Source organism: Chromohalobacter sp. 11-W (assembly GCF_029889905.1).
Lineage (GTDB): Bacteria > Pseudomonadota > Gammaproteobacteria > Pseudomonadales > Halomonadaceae > Chromohalobacter.
The window spans coordinates 586,497-607,581 of the sequence record NZ_JARANZ010000001.1 but is presented as its reverse complement, the minus strand read 5'-3'; the positions used below and the strand labels follow the sequence as shown (position 1 = coordinate 607,581).

Below are 21,085 nucleotides of genomic sequence, written 5' to 3'. Positions count from 1 at the left end.
ATCAGCGGATCAAGCAGAGACTAAAAGGCCTGAGCCCCGTGCAATACAGGACTCAGGCCATGGCCGCCGGTTAAGAGAACTAACCGTCCAACGATTGGGGGTCAGTTCAATCTCGTCGGGCTTGATCATCTCTTTTTCGTAAGCCTGGTTATCGCTGATCAGCAGCCAGGCTCCACCCGCGACGCGTGCTAGTTCCCCGATAGCTAAGCCCCAACACCCATCTACCACTATCTATCACTCAAAACACTTAGGGAACACTACCGAAAGCCAAGGTCGCTGTCATTCCTAAATGAGCGGATATGCGACCAAACGGGGATGGTGAAGACGAGGCTAGGAACCCAAGAAATGAGGCGCGGTTTTTCCAAAAGGCAGGCACAAAAAAGCCGCTGATGGCTCAGCGGCTTTTCTAAATTCTGGCGGAGGGGGAGGGATTCGAACCCTCGAAGCCTTTCGACTTACGCGCTTTCCAGGCGCGCTCCTTCGACCACTCGGACACCCCTCCGCAAATTGTCGTTCCGCCGGATGGCCTCGGCCTTGTCCGTCAGAACGGCGCACATACTATCGAGCTAAGTGCTGTTTTGCAAGCGATTTTCCGTCTCGGCGGGGAATCACTTGAGTACCGCGTAGCTGCCCTGGGCTTCCATGCATAGGGTGTCGCCGCAGTAGACGCGCTGCACGAGCTTGATGCGCCCTCGCCCTTTCTCGGTGAGCGCGGTATCGAGCCTGGCAATACCGTCGGCTTCGAGGGGAAAGCACTGCATGTGATAGTCGCTGGTGACAGGGGCGAGAAAACGCTGCTGGCCTTCAGCGATCACCACGTCTTGCGCCCTGCCCCGGGCCCTTAGCCAGAGCGTCGTCCAACACCAGCCAAGCAAGGTGGCTTCACCGGCAAGGGCGCCGCCGAAGCCGGTGCCCTTGTCGTTGAGGTTGTCGGCCAGCGCCACCCGCCAACTGAGTGTTGAATCATCCCAAATGGGCTGCTGGATACCGTAATGCGCGACTTGAGGGATCGCCTCGCGCAGCCAGACGAAGAAGGTCTCGAGGTCTTCCCCGCCGCCTGCCTCGGGCAACGGCAAGCGGGGGTGCATTACCCCCGGCTGACGCGGTGTCTCGTTCACGACCAGCGCTCGACGAACGCTTCGGGATCGCGCTCGGGCAACGGCTTGTGGCGCCCGCCCATCTGGCCGAGGTACAGAAAGCCGACCAGTTCGTCGTCATCGGCCAGGCCGAGGCCTTCACGCACGGTGGGGTCGAAGGCATAGTGACCAGTGCGCCACATGGCGCCCAGGCCTTGCGCCTGCGCCGCGAGCAGAATGCCATGCGCCGCGCAGCCGGCGGAAAGCAGCTGTTCGATACGCGGCACCTTGGGATGATCGGGCGTGACCTTGGCGATCACCGCGATGATCATCGGCGCACGCTTGGGCTTCTTGCGCGCGGCGTCGAGATGGCCATCGTCGATGTGCGGATTGAGACGTTGCTCGGCCTTGGCGTAAAGCTCGCCCAGCCGGTCGAGCCCTTCCCCGGAGAACTCGATGAACCGCCATGGCGTCAGGGCGTCGTGATCGGGCGCGCGCAAGGCGGCGCGATACAGCGCGTCCAGTTGATCGCGGTCGGGGGCGGGCGCGGCCAGTTTTCCCATCGAGCTGCGCTCGTGCAGTAACGTCATGGCATCCATGAGCATCTCCTTGGCCGTCTGAATAGGGTAATGATGTGCGGTCGACAGCGCGGGCGTTCAATGGCGCTGACGCTTGCCTTCCGCGAAAACCTGCTTACTGGCGCGCGAGACGCAGTGGCGTGGGCGGCCGCTCGCCGGGCGTACCCCGCCAGGGACTGATATCCAGCCCGCCCCGCCGCACGTAGCGCGCCATGACCAGCAGTCGCTCCGGCCTGGCCCGCGCCATGAGGTCAACGAACAGATGCTCGACGCAGTGCTCGTGAAAGTCCTGATGCTGCCGATAGGAGATCAGGTACTTGAGCAGCGCCTCGCGCACCAGTTTGGGGCCGCGATAGCGAATCAGCACGCTGCCCCAGTCGGGCTGGCCGGTCACCGGGCAGTTGGACTTGAGCAGGTGCGAGTGCAGCGTTTCTTCGACGATCTCTTCGCCCACTTCGAGCAGCTCAGGCGTCGGCGTGTAGTGCTCGATGCTCACGTCGAGGTCATCCAGGCACTCGCCGGGCAGCGCACGCGGGGCCAGCGCCTCGTCTTCGACGCCGAACAGTTCTACCGTTACCGGCGCGCCCGCCGTCTGGGCCAGATCACGCTCGAGCGTTTCGGCCACCGCCGCACGGCCATCGAAGCGCGTCTGATTGAAGCTGTTGAGATACAGCTTCCAGGATTTCGACTCAATCAGCGAGGGTGAATCGGCAGGCAACCGAAACCGCGCCACGGCCACGTGCGGTTTGCCCTTCGCGTCGAGCCAGGAAAGCTCGAAGGCGTGCCACTCGTCCTCGCCGACGAAAGGCAACGCGGCATCGTCGAGCCCCAGCGGCGCGCGATTGGCCTGCCGGGGAATGGGAAACAGCAGGCTGGCATCGTAGTGTTCGGGATACGCGGACTCGCGCCCTAGCGGTGCATGCTCGAGAGTATCGGCGCGTTCATTCATGTCAGCTACGAATCCCCTTGCCACGCTCGAGCATCCACAGACCCGCCATGAAGAACACCACGATGAATACGGCAATGGCCACCAGCGCCCCGCCGACCGGAATGTCCGAGACGCCGAGGATGCCGTAACGGAAGGCGTTCACCATGTACAGAATGGGGTTGATCATCGACACGCCTTGCCAGAAATTCGGCAACATGTGGATCGAATAGAACACCCCGCCCAGATACGTCAGCGGCGTCAGCACGAAGATCGGCACGATCGAGATATCATCGAACTTGTTCGCTACCAGCGCGTTGATGAAGCCGCCGATGGAGAACAGCAACGCCGTCATGATCACGACGGCAATAGTCACTAAGGGATGATGAATCGAAAGATCGGTGAAGAACATCGACACCACGGTGACGATCAAGCCCACGGCCAAGCCGCGCGATGCCCCGCCGACCACGAAACCGGCGAGGATCACCCAGTTGGGCATCGGCGAGACCATCATCTCCTCGACGCTGCGCTGAAACTTGTTGGAGAAGAAGCTCGAGGCCACGTTGGAATAGCTGTTGGTGATCACCGCCATCATGATCAGGCCGGGGACGATGTAATCAATGTAGGGAATATCGTCCATGGGCCCGATGCGCGAGCCGATCAGGTTGCCGAAAATGATGAAATACATGGTCATGGTGATCGACGGCGGCAGCAGCGTCTGCGGCCAGATACGCATGTAGCGGCGCACTTCCTTGGTCACCAGCGTCCACAGGGCGATCCAGGTCTGCCAGGCATTCATGAGCGCACCTCCACCTTGTCGGTGGATCGGCCGCTTTCGGCGTTGGCGTGTTCGACCATCGACACGAACATCTCCTCCAGACGGTTGGCACGGTTGCGCATCGAGACGATTTCGAAACCCTGCGCGGAGAGTTGCGAGAAGGCATCGTTGAGCCGCTGCCCGCGCTCGACGGAAAGCGCCAGTTGCGTGGCATCGACACGTTCCACGCTGAAGCCTTCAAGCGTCGGCGCGGCTTCAACCGGATGCGCCAGATCGAGCAGGAAGGTCTCGGTATTGAGCTGGGCCAGCAGGTCTCGCACGCTGGTATTCTGGACGATATCGCCATGATTGATGATGGCGATGTTACGGCACAGGCTCTCGGCCTCTTCCAGATAATGCGTGGTGAGGATGATGGTGGTGCCTTCACGATTGATGCGCTTCATGAATTCCCACATGCTGCGGCGCAGCTCGATATCCACCCCGGCCGTCGGCTCATCGAGAATTAAAAGCCGCGGGCGGTGAATCAACGCGCGCGCAATCATCAGGCGGCGCTTCATGCCCCCCGACAGCATCCGGGCACTGCCCTTGCGCTTGTCCCACAGGCCGAGATCGCGCAGCAATTGCTCGGCGCGGGGCTTGGCCTCGCGCATCGGCATGCCATAGTAGCCCGCCTGGGTCAGGACGATGTCCTCGACCTTCTCGAACTGATTGAAGTTGAATTCCTGCGGCACCACGCCGAGATGGTACTTGGCCTTGGCGAAGTCGCGATCGATGTCGATACCGAACACGCTCACGCTGCCACCGGTCTTCTGTACCAGGGATGATACGACCCCTAGCGTGGTGGACTTGCCCGCCCCGTTGGGGCCGAGCAACGCAAAAAAGTCGCCTTCAGCGACGTCGAGATCGATGCCCTTGAGGGCATGGAAACCATTACCGTAGACCTTGGTCAGCCCGCGGATGGACAGTGCTGGTTCTGCCATCTGGCGCACCCAATTCTTGATATTCGAAAGAAACCTTGCAAAGACAGCAGACAATGCGGGCAAATCGAGAAAAATCAATGTCTCGAACGCCGCACTAAATGGCAAGGCATATTATAAGCAAACGAAGTGGCGTCCCATAGGGGGTTTGAACCCCTGTTACTGCCGTGAAAGGGCAGTGTCCTAGACCACTAGACGAATGGGACGTATCGAGATAGGGGGAGGTGTTTTGGTTGGAGCGGGAAAGGAGATTCGAACTCCCGACCCTCGCCTTGGCAAGGCGATGCTCTACCGCTGAGCTATTCCCGCATCACAAAACACTGGTACTACGACCACAAGCTGGAAGTGGCGTCCCATAGGGGGTTTGAACCCCTGTTACTGCCGTGAAAGGGCAGTGTCCTAGACCGCTAGACGAATGGGACGCATTTTGGAGCGGGAAAGGAGATCGATCGGACTGGCGTTCCAGCTCCCGACCCATATTGCCTATCCAATACTACCAAATTTGGAGCGGGAAAGGAGATTCGAACTCCCGACCCTCGCCTTGGCAAGGCGATGCTCTACCGCTGAGCTATTCCCGCATTTCCAGCCACACGAGGTGAGTTGGCGTCCCATAGGGGGTTCGAACCCCTGTTACTGCCGTGAAAGGGCAGTGTCCTAGGCCACTAGACGAATGGGACGTGTCATCACTCGCCTCGTCGAGGTGCGGCGTATATTACTGGGCACCCCCGCGGGTGTCAACCCTCTGTCTGAACACCCTTTTCTTGCCGTTGCCATGCCCCCATATTGTGGACCAAGTGGCGCCCACTGCTAGTAAACGCCGTGACATCCCTCATGCGTTACAAGGGCTCTCGGCATCGGCATGGCGCATCACAGTATCCGCAACGTAGGAGGCAGCAATGAGCGACAAAACGCACAAAAGCGAGCAAGAATGGCGGCAGCAGTTAACGCCCGAGCAGTATCGCGTGACGCGCGAGAAAGGCACCGAACGCCCTTTCACCGGCGATCATCAGGTCTCCTCCGAACAAGGCATTTATCACTGCATCTGTTGCGGCGCACCGCTCTTCGAAAACGAGCATAAATTCGATTCCGGATGTGGCTGGCCGAGTTTCGACCGCCCGCTCGCGGATGCCGGCGTCCAGGAACACCTGGATACGACCCACGGCATGCGCCGTGTCGAGGTTACGTGCCGGCGCTGCGACGCACATCTGGGGCATGTCTTCCCCGACGGCCCGCAGGAGACCACCGGGCAGCGTTATTGCATCAACTCGGTATCGCTCGACTTTCACCCCGGCGAGTAATTCATCTGTAGAGTCCTTCATTTAGGGAGTCGTTCATCTACAAATAGATTCGTCACGGCCGCCGCTCTGCTAAGGGTCTTCGCTCTGCTACCATGGGCGGCCGTTTGTTCGAGCTGGAGTAAAGACGATGCTGGGTTGGTATCCCGGACACATGCACAAAGCCCGCCGTCAGATAACGGAGGCGCTACCGGAAATCGATGTGGTACTCGAAGTTCTCGATGCCCGCCTGCCCTACTCCAGCGCCAATCCCATGCTGGCCGAGTTGACCGAGCACAAACCGGTGCTCAAGGTGCTCTCGCGCGCCGATCTCGCCGACCCCGAGCAGACCGAGCGCTGGGTGGAACACTTCAACGCCCAGCCCGACATCCGCGCTCTGGCGGTGACTACTACCCAATCGCGTGAGTTGAAGCGCATCCCCGCGCTGTGCCACGAACTCGCTGGCCATGTGCGCGCCGACCGCGATGTGCGCGTGATGGTGATGGGCATTCCCAATGTCGGCAAGTCGACGCTGATCAACGGCCTGGCCGGCAAGAAGCTCGCCAAGACCGGCAACGAACCGGCGGTCACCAAGCGTCAGCAGAAGATACGCCTTGATGGTCGCGTCGCGCTGATCGACACCCCCGGCGTGCTATGGCCGAAGATCGAGGATCAGGCCAGCGCCTATCGCCTGGCGGCTAGCGGCGCGATCCGCGATACCGCGATGGAATATAGCGATGTCGCCATCGTCGCCGCCGCCGAGCTGGCCAAGCGCTACCCGGATGCTCTCAAGGCGCGTTACAAGCTAAAAACGTTGCCTGCCTACACGCCCAATCCGGATGCCGACAGCGTCGAGGCCGATGGCCCGCCGCATCGCGACCTGCTAGCGCTGGCCGGCTTCGATGGCCAGGCCATCGTCGAGGCCATCGCCGGCAAGCGGGGCGGCTTGCGCGCCGGCGGCGTCGTCGACATGCACCGCGGTGCCGAAGTGCTGCTGCACGAGCTGCGCGACGGCAAGCTCGGGCGTTTGACGCTAGAGACACCGGACGATATTCCTGCACCCGAGGAAAACGATCCCTCACTGGACGAGTCACCCTCCCCGGCCTAAACAGCCAGGTTTTTACCCTTCTAGTTCAATCGCCTATTCCGGTGCGGGCCATTTGCGTGGCCCGCGCGCCACGGTATGCTAGGAAGCGGCGCGGCAGCCCGCCCCGAACGGTACGGAAACACCGCCTCCACCCCACCGGCTGCGCAGCAAACGGAAGCCTCATGGATACCGACACGCCCATTCGGAAATCGCACAAGCTCGATAACGTCTGTTACGACATTCGCGGCCCGGTACTCGACCACGCCAAGCGGCTCGAAGACGAAGGTCAGCGCATCCTCAAGCTCAACATCGGCAACCCCGCATCCTTCGGTTTCGAAGCCCCTGAAGAAATACTTCAGGATGTGATGCGCAACCTGCCGACGGCCCAGGGCTACTGCGATTCCAAGGGGCTTTATTCGGCGCGCAAGGCGATCATGCAGGAATGCCAGCGCAAGAACATTCCCGATGTCAGCGTCGAAGATGTATTCGTCGGTAACGGCGTCTCCGAGTTGATCGCCATCGCCATGCAGGCGCTGCTCGACGACGGCGACGAGGTGCTGATTCCCGCGCCCGACTATCCACTGTGGACGGCATCGGCCAACCTCTCCGGCGGGCGACCGGTGCATTATCTGTGCGATGAACAGGCCGACTGGGCGCCGGACTTGAACGATGTGCGCGACAAGATCACCGCTCGCACCAAGGCCATCGTCATCATCAATCCCAACAACCCCACCGGCGCGGTCTATCCGCCGGAAGTGGTCAAGGAACTGCTGGCGATCGCGCGACGCCACGGCCTGGTGGTGTTCTCCGACGAGATCTACGACAAGATCCTCTACGACGAGGCCGAGCATGTTTCCACCGGCGCACTGGCCGACGACGACCAGCTCGTGGTGACGCTCAATGGACTGTCCAAGAGCTATCGCTGCGCCGGGTTTCGCAGCGGCTGGATGATTCTCTCCGGGAATCGCGGCAAGCAGCGCGCCGACGACTTCATTCAGGGGCTCAACATGCTGGCCTCGATGCGGCTGTGCGCCAACGTGCCCGCGCAACACGCCATCCAGACAGCGCTCGGTGGCTATCAGTCGATCAACGACCTGGTGCTGCCCGGTGGGCGTCTGCTCGCCCAACGCGACATTACCTATGACAAGCTCAACGCCATTCCCGGCGTCAGTTGCGTCAAGCCCAAGGGGGCGCTGTACGCCTTTCCGCGTCTCGACCCCGAGGTCTTCAACATTCAGGACGATCAGAAGTTGGTGCTCGACTTGCTCTTGCAGGAAAAGATCCTGCTGGTCCAGGGCACGGCTTTCAACTGGCCGGCGCCCGATCATGTGCGCATCGTCACCCTGCCCTGGGCCGACCAGCTCGACGACGCCCTCGACCGCTTCGCCAACTTCCTGACACGCTACCGCCAATGACCCGCTTCTCGCCCGAGCCATGCCGGCTCGGGTGAGAATCATCGAACTTTCAACGATTATCGATATTTGTCTTGAAACCCAGGGCAAGACGCCGTATCTAATGCCCAACAAGAATCGACATGACCATTGCTGTCTCACTGACTGAGGGAACTCATCGATGATGCGAATCCTGCTGTTTCTCGCGACCAACCTGGCCGTGGTGATCGTGGCCAGCATCACCCTGCGAATACTCGGGGTGGAGCCCTACCTCAACGCCAACGGGCTCAACATGAACAGCCTGTTGATCTTCTGTTTCGTGATCGGCATGGCCGGGTCGTTGGTATCGCTGTTCATTTCCAAATGGATGGCGAAGAGGAGTACCAGGGCCAAGGTGATCGAGCAGCCCAGTAATGCCACCGAACAATGGCTACTCGACACCGTCGGCGAGCTGGCCCGCGATGCGGGCATCAAGATGCCCGAGGTGGCGATCTTTCCCGCGCAGCAGTCCAATGCGTTCGCCACGGGCTGGAACAAGAACGATGCCTTGGTCGCCGTTTCCGCCGGGCTGCTCGAGCGCATGCGCCCCGAGGAAACGCGCGCAGTGCTGGCGCACGAGATCGGCCACGTTGCCAATGGCGACATGGTGACGCTGGCGCTCATTCAGGGCGTGCTCAACACCTTCGTGATGTTCTTCGCGCGCATCGTCGCACAACTGGTGGATAGCTTCCTGCGCCGCGACGATGATGGCGGCGGCCTGGGCTTCTTCGGTTACATGGCGGTAGTCATCGTTGCCGAGATCGTCTTCGGCCTGGTGGCCTCGATTGTCGTCGCCTGGTTCTCGCGCTTCCGCGAATACCGCGCCGACGCCGCCGGTGCCAAGCTCGCCGGGAGCGGTGCGATGATCAACGCCCTGGGGCGTCTCAAGGCCGAAACGCAGATGAAGGACCAGATGCCGGATACGCTGACAGCCTTCGCCATCACCTCCGGCCAGACACGCAAACTCATGGAGCGCCTGTTTTCCAGCCACCCGCCGCTGGATGACCGCATTCGCGCCCTCAAGGAAAGCGCCTACCGCGAATAACCGCGGCACATAGCGCGTAACGCAAAACACCCACCGGCCCTGAATTCATCAACAGGTCGGTGGGTGTTTTCGTCTCGGCACGCCGCATGATGCCACGCTACTTGCTACTTGCTACTTGCTACTTGCTACTTGTTAGACAGCTTGACCTTGAAACCGAAGCCTTCGAGGGCGTCACGCAAGCCACCCTTGTTCTGCTTGAGCTCGACTCGCAGGGTGGAAAACTCGCGCCGCAATGGATACTCAGCGCGGAAGGCATCGAAACCCGCCGCCATTCCCATGCGCCGACGGTAGCGATCGAACGCCAGCATGTCGCGGCGCACGTCATAGCAGGCCCGCGTGCATAGCGACAGCGCTTCCAGCGGCGGCGACCACGGCGTCAGGACGATCTTGCGCAGCCATGGGTCCGGCTTGAGCTGGCCGAGCTTCTTGCGCGCCGGCAAGCCGAAATGGCGCATCGCCGCCTGATAGACCAACTCGGTCCCGCGCATCTTGCCGTCGATGCTGTGCCCGGCTATATGTGGCGTGGCGATATCGACGAGATCGTAGAGGCCATGATCGATGCCCGGCTCATTTTCCCACACGTCGAGCACCACGCGTAGGTCATTGACGCGTTCGAGACGCTCGCGCAGCGCCTGATTGTCGAGACAGGCGCCACGTCCAGCGTTGATCAGCACGGTGCCCGGTGCCAGGGCCTCGATACGCGCGGCATCCAGCAGATGTCGGGTCGCGTGCTCACCATCCGACACCAGCGGCGTATGCAAGCAGACGATATCGGCACGCTCGAGCAGGCTATCCAGCGCCAGAAAGTCTTCGCGGCCTTCTGCCTCGGCACGTGGCGGATCGCAGATCAGACACGTCACGTCGAGATCGTCCAGACGCTCCACCAGACGGCTGCCCACGTTACCGGCCCCGACGATGCCGATGGTCTTGCCGGCTAGATGAAAGCCATCTTCCTCGGCCAGCAACAGGAGACTCGAGAGCACGTAGTCGACCACTGAGTCAGCATTGCAGCCTGGGGCATTGGCGAACCCGATGCCAGCTTCTCGCAGGTAATCGAGGTCGATATGGTCGGTACCGATGGTGCAGGTGCCCACGAAACGCACGCGGGAGCCATCGAGCAGCGCCGCATTCACCGGTGTAATCGAGCGCACGACCAACAGGTCCTGATCGCGGACCGCCGCCGCATCGATGTCGCGCCCGGGCAAGCGGGTGATATCGCCCAGCTCGCCGAAGAACTCGTCGGCCAGAGGAATGTTTTCATCGACCAGGATGCGCATGACCTTCTCTTTTCTCCCTTGTTCACGTCCGACGGCCGGTTACAATACGCACGGGGCGCACTTGCCTGTCCACGGCCACGCCGGAGACGGCGCTCGCCGGGATTCGATACCCGCCGGGAATGTCGATAGTAGGCCCGCGAAAGACACGTCACAAGCCCATTGCCAACCACAACGGCGCCACCAGGAGTTCTCGTGATCGTCCGCTGGGAAAGTGAACACGACTACGTTCTCGTGCATGTCCACCAGGATATGTTCGGTGACTGGATATTCAGCCGCGCCTGGGGCCAGATCGGCACCCAGTTCGGCGGCCTCAAGCATCAACTGGCCGACAGCTATGCGCAGGCCACGACATGGCTCGAAGATGTCGCGCATATCCAGTCCTCGCGCGGCTTCGCCAAGGTCTTCGAGGCCAGCGATGACAACAGCCCCGAGGCTCAGGAGGCGATGCGTCAGTTGTCGCTGCTCGACGGCGTCTGATCACACGCGCGCCTGCCGGTCTCAGCGGTGACGGATCAGGAAGCAATGATGCAGATCCGGGCGCCGCGCGAAGTCCGGATCGAACGTCCGCGCCGAAATGTCTTCCACCGCGAAACGCTCGCCAATCGCGGCGTCGAGCGTGAAGCGCCGCTGGTTGTTGGAGAATACCAAAGTACCGTCCGCCGACAGACGCGCCATCGCTAGCTCGATGAGCCGGGCGTGATCACGCTGCACGTCGAGTACATCATCCATCTTCTTGGAATTGGAAAACGTCGGCGGGTCCATGAAGATCAGGTCGAACTCGCTACCCGCGGTTTCCAGCCAACGCAGGCAGTCGTCACGGATCACCCGATGCCGGCTGGGATCGAGGCGGTTGAGCGCGAAGTTATCGCGCGCCCAAGTCAGGTAGGTATTGGAAAGATCGACGCTGACACTGTCGCTCGCGCCCCCCAGTGCCGCCTGAACCGTCGCCGTGCCCGTGTAACAGAAAAGATTGAGAAAGCGCTTGCCGGCGGCCATGTCGCGCAACATGCGGCGCACGGGGCGATGATCCAAGAACAAGCCGGTATCCAGGTAATCGCGCAGGTTGACCCACAACCGCGCCGGCCCTTCGCTGACCTCGAAACGTTCGCCGCTGGCCCCCTGCTTGGTGTATTGCGCCTTGCCCGATTGTCGCGTGCGCTGTTTGTAGTGCACGTCCTCCGGGCGCACGCCGAGCACCTGGGGAATGACTTCTAAGGCATCGAACAAGCGACGCTGCGCCTGGCGCGGGTCTACTGAGCGCGGTGGCGCGTATTCCTGCACGTGTACGTGGTCACCGTAGACATCCACCGCCAGGGCGTATTCCGGCATATCCGCATCGTAGAGCCGATAGCAACTCTCTCCGGATTGCTTGAGCCACTTCTTCAGCCGCTTGCGGTTCTTCTGCAACCGGTTGGCGAACATCTGCGCGCCGTCATTGCGCGGGGCATGGCCAGGCGCCGCCTGGGTATCCTGTTCGCCTGCCGAGGCGCTCTCGCCCGAGTCTTTGCCAGAAGCGTGCGAGGTGCGCGCCGCCTCCACCGGGATCAGCAGCAACTTGCAATCCAGCGGCCCGTTCTTGAACGCATACTGTTTGGTGGCCCGCAGCCCGGTACGATGGCCCAGGTCGGGGTTGCCGGTGAAAAGCGCCAGTTGCCAGCCCTCGAACTCGGCACGCAAGCGCTCACCGAGGGCGGTGTAAATGGGGACTACCTCAGGCAACTCGCCCAGACGCTCGCCATACGGCGGATTGGTGATGACCAGCCCCGGCCCGTCGATGCCTTCAGGGCGCGTCAGCTGTGCCACCTCGGCACCTTGCAGCTCGATCAAGGCGGGAATCCCCGCGCGCATGGCGTTGGCCTTGGCGGCGGCAATGGCCGGTGGGCTCAGGTCGCGACCGAACAGCTTTGACTTTACGCGACGACGTCCCACGCTGGCACGGGCATCCGCTTCACGCTTGAGCTCTTGCCATACGCCGGGATCGTGCTCCGCCCAGGCCTCGAAGGCGAAATAGTGCCGGGCCAACTGGGGGGCGATGTCCGCCGCCATCAACGCCGCCTCGATGAGCAGCGTACCTGCTCCGCACATAGGGTCGAGCAAGGGTTCCCCACGCCGTGCCCGCGCCGGCCAATCGGCACGCATCAACAAGGCGGCGGCGAGGTTCTCCTTGAGTGGCGCGTGGCCGGCATCGCGACGATAGCCACGCTGATGCAGGCTACCGCCGACCAGATCGAGCCCTAGCAGCAAGCGCCCACGATGCAGGTGCGCGTAAATACGTGTATCGGGGTTTTTGAGCTCGATCACCGGGCGTTCGTGGCCGGCCGCTCGCATTGAGTCGACGATGCCATCCTTGACGCTCTGAGCCCCGAAGCGGGTGTGGCGGATATGCTCGGATTGGCCATGAAAATCCACAGCCAGGCTGCTTCCAGTACGCAGGTGTGCGCGCCAGTCGACCCGGCGGGCGGCTTCGACCAGCGACTCGGGACGCTCGATCTCCTGCTCGCGCAGAAGGCAGAGCACCACGCGATTCGCCAGGCGCGACCACAGGCAGATGCGGTAGGCCATCGCGATATCGGCCTGAACGTGGACACCCGCCACGGTCGTCCCGGTCACCTCCGCGCCGAAGCCCGCGAGTTCGTCGGCCAGCAAGCCCTCAAGGCCCCGGGGACAGGTGACGTAGAGCGTCAAGGATGGGGATTGCACATCGGTCATAAAGTCGTCATCCCGGCGCCACGCACCGGTCATATTCCTGTGGTTTACATGGAACGTTTGGCTTATGCCAAATCGCTGGTCGACAAATCCGCCTCAAAGCACTAAATATTAAAAGTAGTAGCTACTGAAAACGCATGCGTTTCGTGTCCGGACGTTCCGGTTCATGGCGGTGATGGGTGCTCCATTGTCGGCATGTACTGTCAGATCTCAACAATCGGTTCTTGATAAGAGGCCATCCGATGAAACGACAGAAACGTGATCGCTTTCAGCGTGCATATGTCCACGGATACAAAGCCGGCATGACGGGGCGCTCTCGCGATGATTGCCCCAGCCAGGACATCAACCTCCGTGAGTACTGGATGAGCGGTTGGCGTGAAGGTCGTGGGGACCAATGGGCCGGCATGACGGGGATTTCCGGCATCCATCGAAACCCCATGGTACTGTGATGGTAGAATCCTTAATGGCACCTGGATCGACACCCCATTGACAGGTCCATGACAAGGCCCGCATCGCGGGCCTTTTTATGTCAAAGCACACTACTCATGTCAAAGCACGCTACTTATATAAAAACACACTACGCCAGAGCCCCAGCGCATTCGCCGACCAGCGCCGGCCCCCGGTAGATAAAGCCAGTATACAGCTGCACGAGGTCGGCCCCCGCCTCGCACTTGGCGCGTGCCGCATGCCCGCTATCGATGCCGCCAACGCCAATGATCGGCAGCGTCGGTAAATGGCGGCGCAATTCGTGAATCACCCGATTGGAAGGCTCGAACACCGGACGTCCGGAAAGCCCGCCCTGCTCCTCGGCGTGCTCAAGCCCCTCCACCGCATCGCGCATCACCGTGGTATTGGTAGCAATGACCGCATCGACACCATTGGCTGCCAGCGCTTGCGCCACCAAAGCAACTTCGTCGTCACTCATGTCGGGAGCGATCTTCACGGCCAGAGGCACGTTCCGGCCACTGGCGGTGTCGAGGCGATGCTTTTCCTCAACCAGCGTGCCTAGTAATGCCTCCAGATGCTCGCCGAACTGTAAGTTGCGCAGCCCCGGCGTGTTCGGCGACGACAGATTCACCGTGACGTAATGCGCATGCGCATGCACCTTGCGCAGACACGTCAGATAATCGTCTACTGCGTGCTCGACTGGTGTACTCAGATTCTTGCCGATGTTGATGCCGATCACGCCGTCGTAGTGACTCTTGCGTACATTGGCGACAAGCGCGTCGACACCGGCATTGTTAAACCCCATGCGATTGATGATCGCCCCCTTCGCCGGCAGCCTGAATAGGCGCGGCCTGGGGTTGCCCGGCTGGGGCTTGGGCGTCACCGTGCCCACTTCGACGAAGCCGAAGCCTAGCGCCCCGAGCGCATCGAGGTGCTCGGCATTCTTATCGAGCCCCGCCGCCAACCCCACACGATTGGGGAACGTCAGCCCCATCAGCGTGACTGGCGCCTCGATATGCGTGCCCATCCACCTGCCCAGCCCCAGACGATGGACGGCATCGAGTGACGTCAGTGCAGCGCCGTGGGCGGTTTCGGGGTCGAGTCGGAAAAGTAGCGAACGGGCCAGGGCGTACATGGATCCTCGGACAATGTAATGAGCGGCAAGACATGAAATGGGCGCGCAGTATAGCGTAGCCACGCCCAAAAGCGCAGAGCCCCGCATTCGCACATGGCGAAGCGGGGCTCGCGTCGGGGCGCGTCAGCCCCCGACACTGCACCAGGCCTTACGGCTGGGTATCGAGCTGCTGCACGCGTAGCGTGTAGTTGTTGACGCCGCTCATCGCACTGCCGAACTTCCGGCCCTTCACCCAGACGGTGTAGCGTCCCGGTTGCAGAATCGTTTCGATGTCGAAATCACTCTCGAAACCTTCACCTTTGTCACTGGCCACGACATCGCCGCTCTCGTCGAGGATCCGCGCTTCGAGGCTATAGGTACCCTCGTTGCCGGGGAAGGTCGAGCTGGTCACCGACACGGTACCCGCTTCCACCACATCGAAACTCAATACCTTGCCTTGCTCGCGAATGGCCAGGTCGGTCACGATTTCGTCGAACGCATCCGGCAAGGCGTCTTCATCGTCCTGCGTGGCTGAAGAAGCGCCGCTACTTGACGTGGAGTCCGACGATGCTTCGCCCGCTACCGACGACGTCGCGGCAGCACCCGAGGCCACTGCAGACGCCGACTCGGTCGTATCACGACGCGGTGCGGCGATGGTCGCCACCGCATCTTCATCATCGACGAAGGCCGTAGTATGACCGTCTTTACCCGGGCCACCGAACATGATGCCACCGCCGGCGTCGACACCGCTTTCATCGCTTGAAAGCCGGTTACCTTGTGCGTCCAGGCCATTGACGGTGACCACGAAGCTATTACCGCCCGTCTTGGTGGTACCGAACTTCTGACCATGAACACGCAGCACGTAATCGCCGGGCTCCAGGCGCTGCTCCATGGTCAAGCCACCATTCTGGCCCAGCCCTGATTCCGAGGCGATTTCATTGCCCTGCTCGTCGAGCAAGGTCGCTTCGACCCGGTAATCGTCGGAGTCGCCCGGCAAGGTCGAGCTCTGGAACTGATAACGTCCTGACTTTTCGACGCTAAAGGGATGCGTCTGCGTCCCGCCGAAGAAAAAGCTTTGGCTACGTGCATCGGAGCTCGACTGCAAGAAATCGGTAAGATCGATTTTAGCCGCCGCTTCGTGCGCCTTCTGCTGTGCAGCGCTCTGAGCCATGGCCAGCGATGACGTGCCGGCCAGTCCCAGGGCCACGAGCATTGTGGTAATCACGCGATGATTCATGGGGCTTCTCTACTTGGCTTCGAACCTGAGTCGGGCACAGCATATCAGAGACATCAGCGCCAATGCTTCACTTGAAAGCTCGAAGAGGAAGGAAAATCGACAATGCCCCGAGCACGAGGCTCGGAGCATTGTGTGCGGGTTTATCCCTCGCCATTGCTCTCGGCGAGATCAACCAGTTCACGAATGGCCACCGCGAATAGCGGGAAACCGCCCTGGGCGCCCGAACGCACCTCGTTGAGCAGGCCGCACCAGCGTTCGACCAAGCCGGCATGCCGTTCCAGCCACTGCTCGACACGCGGTTCCACACCACTCGGCGCGCCGTCCATCTTGAGTACGCTGACGGTCAGCGCCAGTTGCTGGCGATCGAGATCGTCGCGGAAGGTTTCGCGCGCCTGCGCCTGCCAGCTATCGCGTACTTTCAGTGCGTTGATCTGACCATTCATCCACGGCAGCTCCAGACGATGGCCGATGTCGTAATAGACCTCGGCGACACGCTGGATCTTCTCGTCGGTGGCACGCGCCGCTTCGATGATGCCCAGTCCGGCATATAGGCTGTTGGCCGCCGCGACAACGCTCGCCAGAGAGGTTGGCACGCCGGCTTTTTCTAGCTCATCGCGACGCGCATCCCACGTTTCGTGATCCTCTCCACGCAAGCGCTTGCCGACGCTCTCTTGCAGTTGGGTGATACGCGGTGCGAAATACTCCACCGCTTCCTGAATGCTCTGATTGGTGCGATGACGCAGGAACCAGCGCGTGGCGCGACGCAGCAGTCGCATCAGATCGAGCATCATGCCGTACTGAACGCGGCTTTCGACCTGATAATCGAGCGCCTCGATCTGCTCCCAGAGGCCTTCGAGGTTGAAGCAATCGCGCGCGATGAGATAAGCGCGCGTCACTTCCGCTCGTGTGGCACCGGTGGAGTCACGTAGACGCCGCACGAAGGTGACCCCCATATGATCGACCAGATCGTTGGCGATCTGCGTCGCGGTGATCTCGCGCTTCAAGCGATGCTGGTACATCTCGTCCGGGAAGCGCTCGACCAGCGTCTGCGGGAAGGCCCGTGCCATGTGCCGCTGGACATGCGGGTTGTCCGGCAGATCGGAGGCGATCATATCGGTCTTCAGCGCACTCTTGGCATAAGAGATCAGTACCGATAGCTCGGGCAAGGTCAGACCTTGTTCCGTATTGCCGCGTTCGACCAACATCTCGTCGGTGGGCAGGAATTCCAGTTCGCGATCCAGCCCCCCGGCGGCTTCCAGCTCATTGATGAAGCGGCGATAGGGACCCATGCCTTGCTGGCTGAGAATCTCCGACAAGGAGAGCGCCTGGGTCTGGCGATAGTTATCGCTCAGGACCAGTTCACTCACTTCCTCGGTCATGCTCGCCAGCAACTCATTGCGCTGCTTGTCGGTCATGTCGCCGGCTTTGACGATATCGTCGAGCAGGATCTTGATATTGACTTCATGGTCGGAGCAATTGACCCCGCCGGCATTGTCGATGAAGTCGGTAGTGACGCGTACACCCTGCTCTGCGGCTTCCATGCGCCCGAGTTGGGTAAAGCCGAGATTGCCGCCTTCACCGATCACCCGGCAGCGCAATTCATGCCCGTCGACACGCAAGGCGTCGTTGGCCTTGTCGCCCACCTCGGCATGCGTCTCGTCGGACGCCTTGACGTAGGTGCCGATGCCGCCATTCCAGAGCAGATCGCAACGCGAGGTCAGAATCGCGCGAATCAACTCGTTGGGCGACAGTTTGCCGGCCTTGATGTCGAAGGCCTTTTTCATCTGCGGCGTGATATTGATGGACTTGGCATCGCGCGAGAACACGCCCCCACCCTCGGAGATCAAGGCGGTGTCGTAGTCCTCCCAGCTCGAGCGCGCCAGCTCGAACATGCGCTTGCGTTCCTTGAACGAGGCCGCCGGATCCGGATCGGGGTCGACGAAGATATGCCGGTGGTTGAAGGCGGCGATGAGGCGAATCTTGTCCGACAACAGCATGCCGTTGCCGAACACGTCGCCCGCCATGTCGCCGACACCCACTACGCTGAACGGTGTCTCCTGGGTATTGAGACCCATTTCGCGGAAGTGACGCTTGACCGATTCCCAAGCACCCTTGGCGGTGATCCCCATCTTCTTGTGGTCATAGCCATGCTCACCGCCGGAGGCGAAGGCATCGCCCAGCCAATGGCCGTATTCCAGCGAAATGGCGTTGGCGATGTCCGAGAAAGTCGCGGTGCCCTTGTCGGCAGCCACCACCAGGTAGGGATCGGCCTCGTCGTGACGCACCACGCGCTCGGGGGGCACGGTCTCGCCACCTTCCAGGTTGTCCGTCACGTCAAGCAGCGCGCGGATGAATATCTGATAGCAGGCAATGCCTTCTTTCTGCACACTGTCGCGGTCGGCACCATCAGGCATGCGCTTGCAGATGAAGCCGCCCTTGGCGCCTACCGGAACGATGACCGCGTTCTTGACCTGCTGCGCCTTGGCCAGCCCCAGGATCTCGGTGCGGAAGTCCTCGTGACGATCGGACCAGCGCAGCCCGCCGCGCGCGACCTTGCCGCTGCGCAGGTGGACACCCTCGACGCGCGGCGAGTAGACGAAAATCTCGAACATCGGCCGCGGTTTGGGCATGTCCGGCACTTGCGTCGGCTCGAGCTTGAGGGCGATGTAATCCTTGGCCTCGCCATCTTCACGCCGTTGATAATAGTTGGTCCGCAATGTCGCCTGAATCAGCGCCATGTAGCGACGCAGCAACAGATCGTCATTGAGACTGGCGACCTCATCGAGCAAGCCCTCGATGCGCGTCACGCATTCCTCGATCTCGCTGTCGCCGGCGGCATCATCGGGATCGAAGCGTAGCTCGAACAACGTCACCAGTTCACGCGTGATCTCCGGGTGGCTGGCAAGCGTATTGGCGATATAGTCCTGAGAGAGCCCGAAGCGCAACTGCTTGAGATAACGCGCATAGGCACGCAGAACCGCCACTTCGCGCCAAGCCAGATTGGCACCGATGACCAGGCGGTTGAAGGCATCGCTTTCGGCATCGCCGGTCCAGATGCGCGTGAATGCCTCGATGAAGACATCGCGCATTTCCTGAAGATTGACGACCCCGTCGCCACGGTGCTCGAGCGTGAAGTCATGAATCCAGTAAGTCTGGTCGGGGCATTCGACTTCGTAGGGACGCTCGCTGATCACGCGGAGCCCCAGGTTTTCGAGCACCGGCAGCACATCGGAGAGCGGGATCGGCTGGTCGGCGTGGAACAGCTTGAGATTGACCCCGTCGATGTTCTCCTCGACCAGCCGATAAAGGCTCAGGCTGATCGGTGCGTTCCCGCCCAACTCACCGAGATGATGGATATCGTAAACGGCAGTGCGGGCCGAAAAGTCTTCGCGATAACTGTTGGGAAACGCCTCGCGATAGTCCTGCATCAGGCGGTTAGCCTGTTCTTCGCCGTAGCCCTCGACCATGGCGGTCTGCAGGTCATCCCGCCAGCTACGCGAGAGCGCCGTAATCTTCTTCTCCAGACGTCGTATATCGTATTCGGCCGGGCGCTCGCCGTTGAAACGCAGGATGAACTGGATTCTCGCCAGCACCGACTCGGATAGATACGTATTGAAATCACCGAAGGTAGCGTCAAGCTCTTCGCAGAGCAGGTTCTGGATACGCACGCGCAATTCGGTGGAGAACACATCGCGCGGCACGAACGCTAGGCACGAATAGAACTGACCGAAACGATCCTCGCGAATGAACAAGCGCACCTTGCGCCGTTCGCGGATATTGAGGATGCCAAAGGCAGTCTGCGCCAGCTCGTCGGTGTCGATCTGGAACAGATCGTCACGCGGATAGACCTCGAGGATCTGCGTCAGTTGTTTACCGTTATGCCCCTTGGGATTGACGCCCGCGGCCTTGATGACGGCTTCGATCTTCTTGCGCAGCACCGGTACGTTGCGCGGCGATTCGTTGTAGACCGTCGAGGTATAGAGCCCCAAAAAGCGCCGCTCGCCGATGACGCGACCGTCTTCATCGTAACGGTCGATGGAGATGTAATCCGGATAGGCAGGGCGATGCACGCGCGCGTGATAGGCACTCTTGGCAAAGGACAAAAGCTCCGGCACCAGCACATACTGATCGTCTTCGACGCCCTCGTCGGTACTGATGCGCTCGCGGTAACGCGGCTGGTCGAGCTTGAACACGCCCAGCTCGCTCTTGGATATCTGGCGTAGACGGTCCTGACCGTCTTCCTGCAACACCTCGTACTCGTCATAGCCCAGGAAGGTGAAGTGATCGTCGAGGAGCCATTCGAGGAAAGCGATGGCTTCTTTATGATCGTCGGCCTTGATCTGCTTCGGGCGCTGCGCCTTGAGTTCCTTGATCGACTCGCGCACCCGCTCACGCATGGGATCGAAGTCTTCCACCGCCGCACGCACGTCGCACAGTACTTCTTCGAGGCTGTCGTGAAGGTCATCCAGGGTCGCCGTATCGGAATGGCGGTCGACTTCCACCAGAATGATCGACTCGCGAGAGGGCGGGGCATTCTTGGCCTGAGTCGAGGTTGCACGCTTGAGATGATGCTTGGCATCGCGCTCCACCGCCAGAACGGAGTTATGAATCGCATGCACGGTCAGCCCGCGGCGATTGAGCTCGATACGCACCGAATCGACGAGAAACGGCATGTCTTCGTGCAGCACGGCCACTACGGTGTGCGGCGACTGCCAGCCATGTTCCTCGAAGTCGGCATTGAAGACGCGAACCTTCGCCTCGCTGGGGTCATGCGTCTGCATGAAGTGCCACGCCGACAACGTCGCGCCGTAGATATCATCCAGGCCGCGCTCGGCGGCCTCCTCGAACGGCGCCGACGCATACAGGTCCTCGGCGAAAGCAGCGATCCGCTCCACTTTTTCCTGGGGAAGCCGCTTGGCCAGTTGTTCTTTGAGCTGGGCGAGAAAATCTTCCTTGCCCTCGATCGCAACGTGTTGCATCAAGCACCTCGTCTACGACCGGCCGCCCTTCATGGCGACCGATGAATGATCCTTCGGCGGCACGCACGCATATCGCGTGAACCACCACGGTGACACGAGCTTACTCCCATCGCGCGTCAAGCCCCATCGATGTGACACACCCTCATGGCGTATGC

16 protein-coding genes and 6 tRNA genes are annotated in these 21,085 nt (G+C 61.1%); 6 read left to right on the top strand and 16 right to left on the bottom strand.

The features are described from left to right. Positions 1 to 414: 414 nt before the first annotated feature. The 11 genes from OP494_RS02700 to OP494_RS02650 all read right to left on the bottom strand — a co-directional run bounded on the left by OP494_RS02700 (position 415) and on the right by OP494_RS02650 (position 5,011). Positions 415 to 502: transfer RNA gene (locus OP494_RS02700), tRNA-Ser, on the bottom strand. 106 nt (positions 503 to 608) lie between these two features. Beyond that, positions 609 to 1,088, bottom strand: a complete 480-nt coding sequence (locus OP494_RS02695; RefSeq protein WP_280539188.1) for a YiiD C-terminal domain-containing protein — start codon at positions 1,086 to 1,088, stop codon at positions 609 to 611. A 26-nt stretch (positions 1,089 to 1,114) separates the two neighbouring features. Then, a complete protein-coding gene (locus tag OP494_RS02690) occupies positions 1,115 to 1,675 on the bottom strand; it encodes a nitroreductase family protein (RefSeq protein WP_280539167.1) in 561 nt (186 codons plus the stop codon). 94 nt (positions 1,676 to 1,769) lie between these two features. After that, positions 1,770 to 2,603, bottom strand: coding sequence for an NADPH-dependent 7-cyano-7-deazaguanine reductase QueF (queF, locus tag OP494_RS02685; RefSeq protein ID WP_280539166.1), 834 nt, complete (start codon positions 2,601 to 2,603; stop codon positions 1,770 to 1,772). A gap of 1 nt (position 2,604) precedes the next feature. Continuing rightward, positions 2,605 to 3,378, bottom strand: a complete 774-nt coding sequence (locus OP494_RS02680; protein WP_280539165.1) for an ABC transporter permease — start codon at positions 3,376 to 3,378, stop codon at positions 2,605 to 2,607. Beyond that, complete coding sequence (locus OP494_RS02675; protein WP_280539164.1) at positions 3,375 to 4,337, bottom strand: ABC transporter ATP-binding protein; 963 nt, start codon at positions 4,335 to 4,337, stop codon at positions 3,375 to 3,377. Before OP494_RS02675 ends, OP494_RS02680 begins: the two co-directional genes overlap by 4 nt. A gap of 127 nt (positions 4,338 to 4,464) precedes the next feature. Continuing rightward, positions 4,465 to 4,540 (bottom strand) — tRNA-Glu (locus OP494_RS02670). Positions 4,541 to 4,568: 28 nt separating this feature from the next. Continuing rightward, positions 4,569 to 4,643 (bottom strand) — tRNA-Gly (locus OP494_RS02665). 37 nt (positions 4,644 to 4,680) lie between these two features. Beyond that, a tRNA-Glu gene (locus OP494_RS02660) sits at positions 4,681 to 4,756 on the bottom strand. A gap of 81 nt (positions 4,757 to 4,837) precedes the next feature. Continuing rightward, a tRNA-Gly gene (locus OP494_RS02655) sits at positions 4,838 to 4,912 on the bottom strand. Between the two features lie 23 nt (positions 4,913 to 4,935). Next, positions 4,936 to 5,011 (bottom strand) — tRNA-Glu (locus tag OP494_RS02650). A gap of 219 nt (positions 5,012 to 5,230) precedes the next feature. On the opposite strand from OP494_RS02650, the gene msrB reads away from it, so the two are divergent. The 4 genes from msrB to htpX all read left to right on the top strand — a co-directional run bounded on the left by msrB (position 5,231) and on the right by htpX (position 9,170). Next, positions 5,231 to 5,632, top strand: coding sequence for a peptide-methionine (R)-S-oxide reductase MsrB (gene msrB, locus OP494_RS02645; protein ID WP_280539163.1), 402 nt, complete (start codon positions 5,231 to 5,233; stop codon positions 5,630 to 5,632). Positions 5,633 to 5,759: 127 nt separating this feature from the next. Beyond that, on the top strand, positions 5,760 to 6,716 hold the full coding sequence (ylqF, locus tag OP494_RS02640; RefSeq protein WP_280539162.1) for a ribosome biogenesis GTPase YlqF: 957 nt from the start codon (positions 5,760 to 5,762) through the stop codon (positions 6,714 to 6,716). A 161-nt stretch (positions 6,717 to 6,877) separates the two neighbouring features. Further along, the gene (locus tag OP494_RS02635) at positions 6,878 to 8,110 is read left to right on the top strand and encodes a pyridoxal phosphate-dependent aminotransferase (RefSeq protein WP_280539161.1); all 1,233 of its coding nucleotides are present in this window, start codon (positions 6,878 to 6,880) and stop codon (positions 8,108 to 8,110) included. A 157-nt stretch (positions 8,111 to 8,267) separates the two neighbouring features. Further along, the gene (gene htpX / locus OP494_RS02630) at positions 8,268 to 9,170 is read left to right on the top strand and encodes a protease HtpX (protein WP_280539160.1); all 903 of its coding nucleotides are present in this window, start codon (positions 8,268 to 8,270) and stop codon (positions 9,168 to 9,170) included. A gap of 125 nt (positions 9,171 to 9,295) precedes the next feature. On the opposite strand, the gene pdxB is transcribed toward htpX, so the two are convergent. Continuing rightward, complete coding sequence (gene pdxB / locus OP494_RS02625; RefSeq protein WP_280539159.1) at positions 9,296 to 10,447, bottom strand: 4-phosphoerythronate dehydrogenase PdxB; 1,152 nt, start codon at positions 10,445 to 10,447, stop codon at positions 9,296 to 9,298. A 192-nt stretch (positions 10,448 to 10,639) separates the two neighbouring features. Between pdxB and OP494_RS02620 the strand changes: the two genes are divergently transcribed. Then, on the top strand, positions 10,640 to 10,924 hold the full coding sequence (locus OP494_RS02620) for a hypothetical protein (RefSeq protein ID WP_280539158.1): 285 nt from the start codon (positions 10,640 to 10,642) through the stop codon (positions 10,922 to 10,924). A 21-nt stretch (positions 10,925 to 10,945) separates the two neighbouring features. Here OP494_RS02620 and rlmKL read toward each other — a convergent pair whose 3' ends face one another. After that, positions 10,946 to 13,156: a bifunctional 23S rRNA (guanine(2069)-N(7))-methyltransferase RlmK/23S rRNA (guanine(2445)-N(2))-methyltransferase RlmL gene (gene rlmKL / locus OP494_RS02615; RefSeq protein ID WP_280539157.1), complete on the bottom strand. Its 2,211-nt coding sequence runs from the start codon at positions 13,154 to 13,156 to the stop codon at positions 10,946 to 10,948. A 239-nt stretch (positions 13,157 to 13,395) separates the two neighbouring features. On the opposite strand from rlmKL, the gene rmf reads away from it, so the two are divergent. After that, positions 13,396 to 13,602 carry a ribosome modulation factor gene (gene rmf, locus OP494_RS02610; protein ID WP_040243900.1) on the top strand — a complete coding sequence of 69 codons (207 nt, stop codon included), beginning with the start codon at positions 13,396 to 13,398 and terminating at the stop codon, positions 13,600 to 13,602. Positions 13,603 to 13,730: 128 nt separating this feature from the next. Here rmf and OP494_RS02605 read toward each other — a convergent pair whose 3' ends face one another. The 3 genes from OP494_RS02605 to OP494_RS02595 all read right to left on the bottom strand — a co-directional run bounded on the left by OP494_RS02605 (position 13,731) and on the right by OP494_RS02595 (position 20,930). Next, complete coding sequence (locus tag OP494_RS02605) at positions 13,731 to 14,735, bottom strand: quinone-dependent dihydroorotate dehydrogenase (protein WP_280539156.1); 1,005 nt, start codon at positions 14,733 to 14,735, stop codon at positions 13,731 to 13,733. A 148-nt stretch (positions 14,736 to 14,883) separates the two neighbouring features. Further along, positions 14,884 to 15,951 carry a hypothetical protein gene (locus tag OP494_RS02600; RefSeq protein WP_280539155.1) on the bottom strand — a complete coding sequence of 356 codons (1,068 nt, stop codon included), beginning with the start codon at positions 15,949 to 15,951 and terminating at the stop codon, positions 14,884 to 14,886. A gap of 140 nt (positions 15,952 to 16,091) precedes the next feature. Further along, entirely contained in the window at positions 16,092 to 20,930 is a 4,839-nt protein-coding gene (locus OP494_RS02595) for an NAD-glutamate dehydrogenase (RefSeq protein WP_280539154.1), read from the bottom strand. Between the last annotated feature and the right edge of the window lie 155 nt (positions 20,931 to 21,085).